The 12979-nt window shown below is 68.3% G+C and carries 9 protein-coding genes; 5 read left to right on the forward strand and 4 right to left on the reverse strand.

Annotation, left to right across the window (positions count from 1 at the left end):
* Positions 1-103 precede the first annotated feature (103 nt).
* The 3 genes from ABT336_RS24390 to ABT336_RS24400 all read right to left on the reverse strand — a co-directional run bounded on the left by ABT336_RS24390 (position 104) and on the right by ABT336_RS24400 (position 5065).
* Positions 104-1006 (reverse strand): IS5 family transposase, encoded by a 903-nt coding sequence (locus tag ABT336_RS24390; protein ID WP_350899433.1) that lies wholly within the window; start codon positions 1004-1006, stop codon positions 104-106.
* An 87-nt stretch (positions 1007-1093) separates the two neighbouring features.
* Positions 1094-2821: a hypothetical protein gene (locus ABT336_RS24395; RefSeq protein ID WP_350899435.1), complete on the reverse strand. Its 1728-nt coding sequence runs from the start codon at positions 2819-2821 to the stop codon at positions 1094-1096.
* Positions 2822-2965: 144 nt separating this feature from the next.
* Complete coding sequence (locus ABT336_RS24400; RefSeq protein WP_350899437.1) at positions 2966-5065, reverse strand: HsdM family class I SAM-dependent methyltransferase; 2100 nt, start codon at positions 5063-5065, stop codon at positions 2966-2968.
* Between the two features lie 95 nt (positions 5066-5160).
* Here ABT336_RS24400 and ABT336_RS24405 point away from each other — a divergent pair, with 95 nt between their 5' ends.
* Positions 5161-5328, forward strand: coding sequence for a hypothetical protein (locus tag ABT336_RS24405; protein ID WP_350899439.1), 168 nt, complete (start codon positions 5161-5163; stop codon positions 5326-5328).
* Positions 5329-5506: 178 nt separating this feature from the next.
* A complete protein-coding gene (locus ABT336_RS24410) occupies positions 5507-6079 on the forward strand; it encodes a hypothetical protein (RefSeq protein WP_350899441.1) in 573 nt (190 codons plus the stop codon).
* Here ABT336_RS24410 and ABT336_RS24415 read toward each other — a convergent pair.
* Entirely contained in the window at positions 6014-7279 is a 1266-nt protein-coding gene (locus ABT336_RS24415; RefSeq protein ID WP_350899443.1) for a serine/threonine-protein kinase, read from the reverse strand. The genes ABT336_RS24410 and ABT336_RS24415 overlap by 66 nt on opposite strands.
* A gap of 248 nt (positions 7280-7527) precedes the next feature.
* Between ABT336_RS24415 and ABT336_RS24420 the strand changes: the two genes are divergently transcribed.
* The 3 genes from ABT336_RS24420 to casA form a co-directional block, all read left to right on the forward strand.
* A complete protein-coding gene (locus ABT336_RS24420) occupies positions 7528-9615 on the forward strand; it encodes a UvrD-helicase domain-containing protein (protein ID WP_350899445.1) in 2088 nt (695 codons plus the stop codon).
* Between the two features lie 119 nt (positions 9616-9734).
* Positions 9735-11438, forward strand: coding sequence for a hypothetical protein (locus tag ABT336_RS24425; RefSeq protein ID WP_350899447.1), 1704 nt, complete (start codon positions 9735-9737; stop codon positions 11436-11438).
* 236 nt (positions 11439-11674) lie between these two features.
* On the forward strand, positions 11675-12979 hold a 1305-nt coding region (casA, locus tag ABT336_RS24430), incomplete at its 3' end, for a type I-E CRISPR-associated protein Cse1/CasA (RefSeq protein WP_350899449.1).

Below are 12979 nucleotides of genomic sequence, written 5' to 3' on the forward strand. Positions count from 1 at the left end.
CACGACCTCCGCCTGGCCATCGTCACCTGGATCGAACGCACCTACCACCGCCGCCGACGCCAACAACGCCTCGGCCGGCTCACCCCCATCGAGTTCGAGACAATCAACAGACCCGCACACGCGACCTGAACCGCTCAGCCCCGCGAGTCAACCGAACCCGGGGCAGTCCCGGCCCCCCCCTGTTGAAGGTGCGGCGGGGTTGTCGGCGGGCGGGTTTGCCGTGGGTGATACGGCGGGTCATGCCGGCGATGGCGGCCCAGCGGATCAGGGCTGCGGAGATAGCTGGGTGGCGTTCGTAGTCGCGGGCCAGCCGCCGGTGGGCGGTGAGCCAGGCCAGAGTCCGCTCCACCACCCAGCGGCGGGGGTGGACGGCGAAGCCACGCTGGTCGGTGGGCTTGCGAACGATCTCCAGGGTGGTGCGCAGGGTGTCTCGGGTCCAGTCGACGAGGCGTCCGGTGAAGCCCTGGTCGGCGTAGACGTGCCGGATCGGGGTGGCCAGGTGCGCGCCGAGCAGAGCCCTCTTCGCGCCGTCGCGGTCCTGCCGGCTCGCGGCGAGAACGGTCACGGTGACCAGCAGGCCCAGGGTGTCGGTGACGATGAACCGCTTACGGCCGTTGACCTTCTTGCCCGCGTCGTATCCCCGGCTGTCCCGCCCGACGGTGTCCGCGCCCTTCACACTCTGCGAATCGATGATCCCCGCCGACGGCTGCGGGGTCCGACCCTGCTGCACCCGCGCCCTGACCCGCAGCACGGTCAGGAGTTCCTCGGTCACCCCGGCCTCCTCCCACCGGACGAAGTACCAGTACACCGTCTGCCACGGCGGCAGATCAGCCGGCAGGTACCGCCACGGACACCCGGACCGCACCACGTACAGGATCGCGTTCATGATCTCCCGTCGCGGGTGTTTCTCCCTCCGGCCGTCCGTGTTCGGCTCCGGCAACAGCGGCTCGACCAACGCCCACTGCGCATCGGTCAGGTCGGAGGGGTAGCCACGACGAGCAGACACCACGCCACCCTGCCCGTCCCACCGACGAAAGTCATTCCGCCACACCGTCCACGACAGACCATCTCAAACACGCATCTAAGATGCACCCTAATGCTCAGACGGCGACCGGCCGAGGATCAACGCCTGTAGATCGAGATCGTCCAGCTGGCCGGCGGCAAGCTGTCGTTCGATTGCCAGGACGTCCTCGTCGCCTGGAGAGCACTTCACCGCCCGGCCGATTGCTGCGTGGGCCAGCCTTGTGGGTGCGCCGTCGTCCAGCAGGCGCTGCGCGACGAGCGCCCAGAGGGCGGCGTCTACTCGCGGGGGCAACTCGACGGACTGGCGCCGATGCATATCCTCGTACCGCTGCTCGGCAAGATCACATAAATCGTCTACGGACCACGGCGGGGTTCGGCCGAGCAGAACGCCGGTGGTGAACGCGAACATGCTCGGTTTCTGAAGTTCTGTGAGTGCCGCCGAGAGCGTCTTGTCGGGCGCGGGACGGTGGTACTGGGGTTCCAGGAGCCGGTGCCAGAGCAGGTAAATGGCCAGCATTGGCTCGCGGACTGCGCGATTGCGGTGCGTGGCCAGCATGAGTTCGATGTGTTCGAGCACCGGGCGCAAATCGAAACGCAGCTGTTCGTCGCGTCCAGCTAGGACCTCGATGATGTAGCCGAAGAACTCGCCGGCCCTAGCGGCAGCGGTGGTCTTGGTCATCGTTTCGGGGTGTCCCAGGTAGAACTCCGGAGCCAACCGGACCTGGATGACGTTGGGCAGGTGATCACGCCACTGGTAAGTACGGTCGAGCTCGGTTGATCCGCGTAGGATGAAGGTCCTGACCACGTGCCACGCCAGCCGGTTGAGGCCCTCGTGCGTGAGCATCAGCCCAACGCCTGGCACATCTGCAGTGTGGGCGCCATCGGCATGCAGCCAAGTCTCCCGGCGCAGTTCCCTGAGCTCGTGGACGCTCTTCGAACGGGTGGTGTACGACTGCGCGACCAACCGCGGCAGGGCAGGCTCGGTCACGGGCCGGACCACACCGATGGCTTCCTCACGGAAGAAGCTGGGGCGGATGTGGCTGTGCACGAACGCCTTGTAGCGGGCGGTGACGCCCGCCTTCTCCGCCTCCAGAATCGCCGAGCGCATCTGTCCGGCTTGTTCTCCGGTCAGCATGGCGAGTACCGGGTCGAGGACCTTCTTCTTCTCGTGCGGGTAACGGTCCCAACCCGTATCAAGAACTTCGGTTTCTACCGACAGGGACTCCAGCGCCGCGACGTAATCGGTGTAGGCAAGCGTCGGGTCCTCGGCGACCCGCTCGCTGGCGGTGACGATGCGGCGCATCGCTCTCATCGCCTGTTCATACACCCTGCGGTTGAGCGCGAGCAAGCTCGTCGTGAAGGCGAGTAGTGCCTCGACGTCGTTGGCACGCAAGATCAGATGCGGGGCGAACGTGCGGGGCAGGACGTCCGCAGGCACCAACCGTCGATTCGAGTCCGAGGGCTCTTTGATCAGGCGGTCAGCCTTCTCCCGAATCGGGGTGAACGTAGCGTTCAAAGCGAACGACAGAACAACGGCCAAATCGTCGGCGATCTCGTCTCCACCAGTCGAGATCATGAAGTCCTCGGTGCCGTCGGGCAGGACGGCCTCCAACCGCTCGGTGTACTCGAGCAAGGCCGTGTGCAAGTCTTCTGTGTCGGTCGTCGGTGTCAGGGTGCCTCCGGGCAGGTCGACCTGCCCGACCACCGAAAAGTCCGCGTTGGTGTACAAGGTTCGGCAATGCTCCGTCGCGTTCAGCGCGACGTCACCGAAGTACATCCCTGTGATGACCTGGAGCATCCCAAGATGATCGCATGATGCCGCTGGCACCGAGTGCCACACGTGCGTCGACAGACCCCTCCAACGCGCAAGGCGTCAGGAGTCCTTGAGTGTATGCGCAGGGCAGTCGTTGTTGGGTTGACGATTCTTGACAGAACGGGCTGTCTATGGTGTGAGGTCGATCGCGCCTAGGGTGAGCGCATCGGCGATGTCCCGCGCTAGCACGGTTCCGGTCGCTGCTGCCCGGTCCAAGGCGTTGCGGAATTCGACGAGCTGCCGGAAGGCCCGTCCGTACGCCTGTTGCTGCTCGAGCGGTAGAACGGGGATGGTGAGTCGCCGGACGTCGATGCGGAGGACCCCGTTGACACTGCTGGCGGTTCGGCCAGCGATGCGGGCGTTGTCGGTGCGAGAGATGACTCCGGCGACGAACCACGGGTCGAACCGGGTGGTGTCGACGCGGAGCAGTTGGACGCCGGCGCCGAGTTCGGCGTCGACCTGGTCGGGGGTGGCGACTCGGGCGTTAACGGTGCGTCCGATGACGGGGACGAGGATGTCTCCGGCGTGTACGCGGGGGCCTGGGGTGTCGTGGGCGGGGCGGGTCACGGTGCCGGTCGGCGGTCCGCCGGCGAGGATGTCCATCCCGGTCAGGACGGTGATTTCGACGGTGGGGTCGGTGGTGGAGCGGCTGCGGGTGACGGCGCGGTCGACGGTGATGCTGCCGGAGCGGACGAGGTCGGCGATGTCGGCCTGGGGGGCTTCGCGCAGGGGGGCGGTCTTCGCCTCGCGGACTGCGGGGAGGCTGTCTCGGGTGTGGTCGAGCAGTCGGGTGAAGTCGTCGATGCCGGCGAGGATGTGGGCGGGGTCGGTGGTGAGTTCGTCGGGCTGGGGGAGGTAGCGCTGGGGGGTGAGGTCCACCTCGTCGTCGAGCATGTCGATGGCGGGCACGGTCCGGTGGACCCCGGGTTCCTCGGTGTAGCGGCCGGAGCGGTAGGCGGTCCAGGCGGCGGTGGTGACCTCGGTGAGGGTCCGGTCGGTCGTGGCGGTGGCGGCGTTGACGACGAGGAGTTCGTCGCCGCCGGGTTGGTGGGGGTGGGGTTGGGTGAGGATCCAGAGGTGCAGGCCGACGTTGGTGGGTGGCATCAGGCCGGCGGGGAGGGCGATGACGGCCCGGAGGACGTGGTGTCGGATCAGTTCGGCGCGGACGCGGCGGCCGGCGGGGCGGGCGGCGGCTGCGGGAGGCATGAGGACGACGGCGGTGCCGGTGGGGGAGAGGTGGGCGAGGGCGTGTTGTACCCAGGCGAGTTCGGGTTCGGTGCGTGGGGGGAGTCCGTAGGTCCAGCGGGGGTCGTAGGCGAGGCGGTCGTGGCCCCAGTCGTGAACGCCGAAGGGGAAGTTCGCGACGACCACGTCGGCGCGGAGGTGGGGGAGGGCGTCGGCGAGGAGGCTGTCGCCGACGTGGACGGCGGGTGGTGGCACCTGGTGTCCGGCCTGCCGGGCGCGCAGGTGCACGAACCACAGTCGAAGCAGGGTGATCAGGGCGTACTGGGGGTTGATCTCCTGGGCGTGGCAGTGGGGGCCGATGCCGTCGCGTAGGGCCAGGTCGGCGGCCGAGCGCAGGATGGATCCGGTGCCGCTGGTGAAGTCGAGGATGTGGGTGCCGGGGCCGGCGAGGGCCGCCATCACCTCGGCGACAGTGTCGGGGGTGCCGGCGAGCCCGGAGAGCGAGTGGGCGGAGTTGACGTAGCGGGCGTGTAGGGCTTCGAAGGCCGCTTCGGCGCCGTGTTCCGCGCGGAGTTGGTCCACGGAGCGCAGGAGGGTGGTGAGCTGGGGGGTCCACTGCGGTGGCAGGAGGGCGGCCACCGGTGCGGCCAGGTCGGGGTCGAGCGCCCGTAGCTGGGTGACGAGCTGGTTCGGGGTGGGTGGGCGTTGTCCGTCGGTGTCGGGGTGGTCGGCGCGGGCGAGGAGGTACGCGCCGGCAATGCCCATGACGTCGCTGATCGCGGCGGCGGGCTGGTAGGTCTCGATGTTCCGCCAGGCCCACTGTTCGGTGCTGGCCTGGTGGAGTCGTCCGTGGCGGCGCAGCCAGCTCTCGATCTGGGTGGCGTCGAAGGTGGGGCTGGTGGGGGTGCCGCCCACGGGGGTGGGGAAGTCGGCGTACCGGCGACGCCAGTTGCTCACCGCTGCCCTGCCGACGTTGGCGAGTTGGGCGATGCCGCTGGCGGTCAGGGTGGCCCCGTGGGGGGCGTCAGTCGCCTCATCTGTCACGGCGTGAACCCTAACACGGGGTAGTAGCTTGTGTGCCTGGTTCACAACGACTATCTTTCGGGGCGACACCGATTCACACCTTCTCTGGAGGAGCCATGCCACGTCGTGGTCGCAGCACCAGCATCGGAAAGTTCGCCCAGGTGCACCTGGACCGCCGCAAGTCCGAGATCCGGGTCCTCGGTGAACTGCTGCGGGGCGAGCAGCGCCCGCAGCCCAGCGAGACCTCCCCGACGGGCGGGCAGCTGACCCTGCCCGTCCGCTGACAAAGACCAAAGACCGATCGTCTCTGCTATCGAAGGAGGACCATGAACACCCTTGTTCGTATCCCCGCCGTCCGTCGTATCGTCCTCGTCCTTCACACCGGTCGCCTACATCTGTGAGGGTGCGGCGCGGTACCGGGGCGGACCGAGGGTCGTCCCGCCGCCGTGGGTGTACGCGCGGGTGCGTCTCGACCCGGGGGTCGGGGTCGCCATAGCCGAGGCGTACATGGCGGCGCCGGTCCGCGAGGAGCGGGCCCGGGCCGCGTACGCCGCGTTCTGCCGGGAGACCCTGCGGCAGTACCACCTGCTGGTGGGCCGGGTCGAGTACGGCGGCCTGGGGGTGATGGTGCGGGTCGTCGACGAGGACCCGTACCCGGATGTCGCCTCGATGCTCGCCGACGTGCGGCAGCGCCGGATCAAGGTGTGGGCCAGCGCGGCCAGCGGCAACGCCCACCCGTACCTCAGTGACGGCGAGAACGACATGTTCCGTGCCGTGCACGACGTGTTCGGGCACGCCGGGAGTGGCCGTGGCTTCGATCGGCACGGCGAGGAGGCGGCCTGGCTGAAGCACAGCGGCATGTACACCTCGCTGGCCCGGCGGGCCCTGGCGACCGAGACCCGGGGGCAGAACTGTGCCCGGATCTTCCGCTGCGGCGGCGGGGAGTTCCCGCCGCAGAAGGCCGCGCTGCTACCGCGGATGTTCAGCGACCCAGAACGGGTCGTCGTGGGCGGAGGTGAGCTGGTCACCGTGTAGATTCGCGATCTCCCGTCGTAGCGTGCCGGCCCGGGCGTCCTCCGGGCCGTGCGAACGGATCCGGCTCTCCAGCAGCGTGGTGAACTGGCGGAGCGCGCGGTCGTGCTCACCGAGCGGCAGGTGGGCGCGCGCCGCGCGCACCCGGAAGTCGAACACCGTCGTGTCGTCCTCGCCGTGCAGGTGGGCGTGCTCGTGGGCCAGGTGCCGCCACTGACGCGCCGCAGCGCGGTACTTTCCGGTAGCCTCCAGGTGTTCAGCCTCGGCGACGAGCTGGGCTGGGTCGAGTGGGGGCGGCGGACCGGCGGGCGTCGAGGGGGCAAGGGCGCGCGGTGGCACCCTGCCCACGATCGCGGCGTATGCCTGTACGGCCTCGGCTGCCTCGGTGAACACCCCGGGCAGGGGCGGCAGGTCTTGGGCCAGGGGTGCCAGTACGCGGTATACCTCGGCGGCGGTGGCCAGACGGTCCCGGGGGGCGATCGCCAGCAGTGACCGCACCAGGTCGTCCACCACGGCGGGGATCTCCGGTCGCAGCTGGCTAGGATGCGGCGCGGGGCCCTCCAGTTGACGCCATACGGTGGTCATGGTGGCGCCGTCACCGAAGGGCGCGTGACCGGTGAGGATGTAGAAGAGGGTGGCACCTAGGCCGTACAGGTCGGTGCGGTGGTCGGCGGGCTCGCTTCGAATCTGTTCCGGTGCCATGTAGCCCACGGTGCCGGGACTTTGTCCGGATTGGGTGATCCGTGAGTATCGCTCGTCGTCGCGGATGACTGCCAGGCCGAAGTCGAGCACCTTGGTCGCGCCGCTGGTGTCCAGCATGACGTTGCTCGGCTTGAGGTCGCGGTGCACCAGGTCGATCCGTCGCGCGGCGAGCAGGACTGCGCTGATCTGAGCCCCGATGGAGGCCGCCCAACCGATCGGCAGTGGGCCCTGCTCGGCGACCATGTCAGTGAGGGTGATCCCCTCGATTTTTTGAAGGACGACGTAGGGCCGGCCCTTGTCCTCGCCGATGTCATAAACGACGGGCACGCCGGGGTGGTCGAGGCGGGCGGTGAGACGGGCCTCTCGGCGGAACCGGCGCAGCGCATCCAGATCCAGATGCGCGGGATCGACGAACTTCACGATGACGGGACGATCAAGAAGAAGGTCCTGTGCGGACCAAACTTCCCCCATCCCCTTGTGAGCCAGGGGTAGGCGGGCCAATCGGTACCGGTCCTTGAGGCGCGGTTCATGTAGCACGAGGCCAGCATAACCGAACCACTTAGTGAACAGAAGCTTCCCCGATGTACTTGCAAAGTGGGTTCACAGGATGTTTGAATCTGGACGGCTGCACTGCCTTGCCTGTGCCGCCGTCCATGCTGCGGGATCGATCCCGAGGAGCCTGTCCGGCTCACGACAGTTCCGACCACTAAGCCCTGGCGTCGTCCAGGTAATCGTTGACGAGGATGGGTATGGCTGAGTTGGCCATCGGCCGGGAGTTCCTCCCTGCCTACGGCAGGTTGCAGCATCGAGTGCAACGTGCGGTCGTAGCCGCCATCAACACGTTCGCCGAGCACACCCACATGGAGGAACTGGCCGGAGCCCGCGACTCCCGCATCCGCCTCATCCGAATTGACGAGTCCTACCGCGGGGTCGTGCTCTGCCTTGGCAGTGAAAGGTACGGCCTGCTCAACGTCATGCCCCACGACGACGCCGTCGCTTTCGCGGTGAGCCGCCGGTTCACGGTCAACCAGGTTCTGGGTGTGCTGGAGATGCGCGACCAGCAGGGCATCGAGGAGTTCACCCGGGCCGAATCTCTGCGTCCCCGCGGCGCGACCCTGTTTGGCAACGTCGCAACCACCGACTTTCTGCGTCTCGGCGTGGACGAGGACCTGGTTCCGCTGCTCCGGGTCATCGTCACCGACGAGCAACTGGAAACCCTCGCCGGGCGTCTCCCGGAGAGCCAGCTCTACGTGCTTCGTGGCCTGTCCAGCGGACTCTCCGTCAAGGAGATGTGGGAGGAGCTTTCCGCGCACATTGTCGCTGGTGTCGACCTCGACGACCTGCTGACGGCCGCGCGTCGTACGCCCGAGCGGGTCGTCTTCGTCTCCGGTCCGATCGAGCTGGACGCCATCCTCACCCACCCCTTCGACGTATGGCGGATCTTCCTGCATCCGACCCAACGGGACATCGCCTACCGGCGAACCTATAGCGGTCCTGTGCTGGTAACCGGCAGCGCCGGGACCGGGAAGACCGTGACCGGTCTGCACCGGGCGGTGTACCTCGCCGGCCAGCTTTCCGACGGCGAGAAGGTCCTACTGACCACCTACACCCGGGCCCTCGCCGACGCCCTGACCCGTCAGCTCTACCGGCTCACGCCAGACCCGGTCATCCGGGCCCGCATCGACGTCATCAGCGTCGACAAACTGGCCAACGAAATCGTGACCCGCGACAGCGGAAAGGTCACCATCGTCGACACCGAGACTCTTGACCAGCTCTGCGCGGCCGCGGCGAAGACCACCACCTACGTCAACCGGGCCGGGCGGGTCGTCCCCTTCAGCGCCGCCTTCATCAAGCACGAATGGGAGCAGGTCGTCCTCGCCCAGCAGGTGACCTCCCAATCGGAGTATCGAGCTGTGCCCCGGCGGGGCCGGGGCACGAGCCTTCGCGCCAACCAGCGAGACCAAGTGTGGACCGCCATCGAGACGATGACCCGTGAGCTGGCGAAACGGCGACGAAGAACCCACACTCAACTCGCTGACGTTGCCGCCGCGATCGCGCACCGGTCACCCGCCCCTTACCGGCACCTCGTTGTAGACGAAGGGCAGGACCTGCACCCGGCGCAGTGGCGGCTACTTCGGGCGCTCGTTGCCCCCGGGCCGAACGACATGTTCCTGCTCGCAGATCCGTACCAGCGCATCTACGACAGCCACGTCTCCCTGGCACAGCTCGGGATCGAGGTCCGGGGCCGCACCCGGCGGCTCACTGTCAACTACCGCACCACCCACGAGATCCTCGACCTGTCGGTCAAGATCCTCGGTGGCGACCCCGCCATCGGCCTAGACGGGCAGGACGACACGCTGCGGGGCTACCGCTCGGTTACCCGTGGCGGGGTACCCCAGCAGGTTGCTCACGACGATCGTGACGGTGAGTTCGAGGCGCTGATCGAGCAGGTCGGGACCTGGCGGAAACAGGGCGTGGAACTCCACGCCATCGGCATCGCCGTCCGCACCGGGCAGCTCGTCTCTACTATCTGCCGGATCCTCAACGATGCACACATTCCCGTCGCCGACGACAAACACGGACCCGACGGGGTGCACGTGTTGACCATGCACAGCATGAAAGGCCTGGAGTTCCAGTGCCTTGCGGTCGTTGGCCTCGACGCGGGTGTGCTTCCTGCCCCCTACGCACTCACCTCGGCCGCCGAGGATCCGCACGCTCACCTTCAAGACATGCAGCGGGAACGCTGCTTGCTCTTCGTCGCCTTGACCCGCGCCCGGGACGTGCTCTACCTGTCACACAGTGGCGCGCCCAGCCCCCTGCTCCCGGGGCCCCGGTGACCACCCTTACCCACGCCCTCGGCGATGCCGCCCCCTCCGTTTGGGGCAAGGCCGACCACGCTGGCACCTCGCCGGTGGGGTGGCCGCCGCTGTGGCGGTACCCCGCCCACACGATTGGCGTGGCCAGGCAGTTGTGGGATCACTGGCTGCGCCGACTGCCTGACCCGCAGATTCTCCGGGGCGGCCGGGACATCCGGTTCACCTGCGGTAAGACGGCTTTGCACCACGACTACGACCGGCTGCGCCACACTCTGCCGGCCAGCGGCATCGACCAGGATGCCGGGGGCACCGACGTCGGCGTCCCCCCCTGGCTCGCCGGACCCAAACGGACCCTGCTCTCCAGCTTCGTCGTCGGCACCATCGGCCAACTGCTCTTCGCCGCGCTGCGCAGCCAACACCTCGTCCTGCGGCACCTCGGACTCGCCGAGAAGGTCGTCGTCATCGACGAGGCCCACGCCTATGACGTCTACATGAACCGAATTCTCGACCGGACCCTGGAATGGCTCGGCGCCCACGGCGTGCCCGTGGTCGTGCTCTCCGCGACCCTCCCCGCGCGCCGCCGCGCCGAACTGTTAAAGGCCTACGACGACGGCCGCCATGGCCCACCACCGCCGCTCACCTGGCGCGACCGGGGCGAAGTACGCACCGACCCCTCCGCGAGGCTACGCACCGACCTGCGGTACCCCCTGGTCACCGTGTCGGCCCCCGACTGGGGAGCCACCGCCGTCAGCTGCGCCGACTCCGGATGCGGCCTTAAGGTGAGCCTGCGGCGATTCCCCGACGACCTGCCCGCACTGGCCGACCTGCTGCGTGACCGGCTGACCGACGGCGGCTGCGCCCTCGTGGTCCGCAACACCGTGGCCCGGGTCCAGGACACCGCCGCCGCCCTGCGCGCGGCCCTCGGCCCGGACACCCCGGTCTCCGTGGCGCACTCCCGGTTCATGGCCCTCGACAGCGCCGCCAAGGACCGCCGGCTGTGCGACACCTTCGGACCACCCGGCAGCGGCACCCGACCCCACCGGCACGTCGTCGTCGCCAGGCAGGTCGCCGACCAGTCCCTGGACATCGACTTCGACCTGCTCGTCGCCGACCTCACCCCCGTGGACCTGGCACTGCAACGCATCGGCCGACTGCACCGGCACCCGCGTGACCGCCCCACCCGGCTCACCACGGCAAACTGCTGGATCACCGGCGCCGACTGGAGCACCGAGCCACCGCAGCCGGTGACCGGCTCGCGCCGGGTCTACCAGCCGGCGACCCTGCTGCGCAGCGCCGCCGTGTTCCTGCCCCACCTCGACGGCGCGCCGCTTCGGCTGCCCACCGACATCGCACCGATCACCCAGACCGCCTACGGCGAGGCACCGGTCGGCCCACCAGCGTGGCAACCCGCGATCAACCAGGCCGAGGCGAAACAGCAGGACGACATCACCGCCAGGGAACCCGAGGCCGACGACTTCCGCCTGTCCGGTGTCGCCGACCCCCCTGAGGTTCTACCCCTCGTACGTACCTCGATCGGTCTAGTTATCCCCCCATGGATCGATGGGGGTGGGATCATCGTCTGCCTGAACGTTGTGCCCACATGGGACTTGGCCCGGTCCCTCGTTCAGTGCACTGTGGCGCTGCCACAGGCCGTGACCTTTGGCGACGTATTCGGTGAGGTAATGGCCGAGCTCAAGGGTCGGCTCTACTTCAGGGTCTGGTACGGAAGCTGCTGGCTCGCGGGGCTTGTCCTCGACATCGACGGCAAGGGTCACGGGCGAGATTGCCCCTTCGATCTTTACTACGAGCCTCAAGAGGGTCTCCGTTTTGTCCGAAACGACTAGGAAACCCCGCCTACGCGGGGAACGGCACTGCGACCCACTGATCATCAGGATCACCCCTCCCTGCGGAGGGACTATGTCGCGCTACGAGGCGGCAATGGCGAAACGCTATATCGATGACGGGGTGCGCGCAAGTCTGAGCACCATATTACTCAGCGACGCACTGCTCATCGTTAGAGTGGTGCAGAGAGGAGGTTGCTAGTATGACAAACCATCCACAGTGCCCCAATTTTTCCCTTATGGATGAGCCGTGGATCCCCGTGCTCGACGGCGAAGGTCGATGTCGCGACGTGTCGCTGCTCGGTCTCTTCGAGCACGCCGAGGACATCCGGATGATCGCCTGTGAACTGCCCACGCAGACTTTCGCGATCCTGAGACTCGCGCTGGCCGTCCTGCACCGCGCCACGGACGGCCCGCCCGGTGAGAAAGCCTGGCGTGCCCTGTGGCACGACCGGCGGCTACCGATCGACGACCTCACCGACTACCTGGGCACCTTCCGCGACCGCTTCGACCTGCTGCACCCGAGGCAGCCCTTCTACCAGGTCGCCGAGCTGCGAGCCGGCAAGGACAACACCTACGGACTGGCCCGGCTCATCGCCGACGTCCCCAACGGCATGCCCTTCCTCACCACTCGGGCGGGCCGGGGCATGGAGTCGGTCACGCCCGCCGAGGCCGCCCGCTGGCTGGTGCACTGCCAGGCGTACGACACCTCCGGCATCAAGACCGGTGCCGTCGGGGATCCGCAGGCCAAGAACGGCAAGGGCTACCCGATCGGGGCCAGCTCCCTCGGCTGGCTGGGCGGGGTCCACCTGGAGGGCGAGACCCTGCGGCAGACCCTGCTGCTCAACCTGGTACCGGTGGCCCCCGGGTGGCGGACCGCCGACGAGCGGGACCTGCCGGTGTGGGAGCGCGAGCCCCAGACCGCCGCCGAGGAGGCCACCGTCACCCGGGGCCCGTACGGCGTACTCGGCCTCTACACCTGGCAGTCCCGACGCATCCGCCTCTTCGGCGACGCCGACGGCATCACCGGCGCCATGATCTCCAACGGCGACCGGTTCGAGTGGCAGGACCGGCACCTGCTGGAACCCATGAGCGTCTGGGGACGCAGCGGACCCCGCGAGCGGGAACAGAAGCGGGTCCCGATCTACCTGCCCCGGCCGCACGACCACAGCCGCGCGCTCTGGCGTGGGCTGCACACCCTGCTCCCGGCACCGCCGCCGCCCGGCTCCGAGCCGCCGCACCGCCTCTCACCGATGGTGGTGCAGTGGCTGGCCCGGCTGACCGTCACCGGGGTGATCGACTCGAACTTCCAGACCCGTACCCGCGCCACCAGCATCACCTACGGGTCGAAACAGTCCGTCGTCGACGAGGTGTTCGGCGACGCCCTGACCATGAACGTGCTTCTGCTGGTCGAGAACTCCGCGCTCCGGGCTGCGGCCGTCGACGCCGCCGGGGACGCCGAGAACGCGGTCCGGGTGCTCCGTCGGCTCGCCGACAACCTCGCCCGCGCCGCGGGCAGCCGCGACACCGACAGCGGCGAGGCC

It is taken from the genome of Micromonospora sp. NPDC000207, from assembly GCF_040300925.1.
In the GTDB taxonomy this organism is placed as follows: Bacteria; Actinomycetota; Actinomycetes; order Mycobacteriales; family Micromonosporaceae; genus Micromonospora.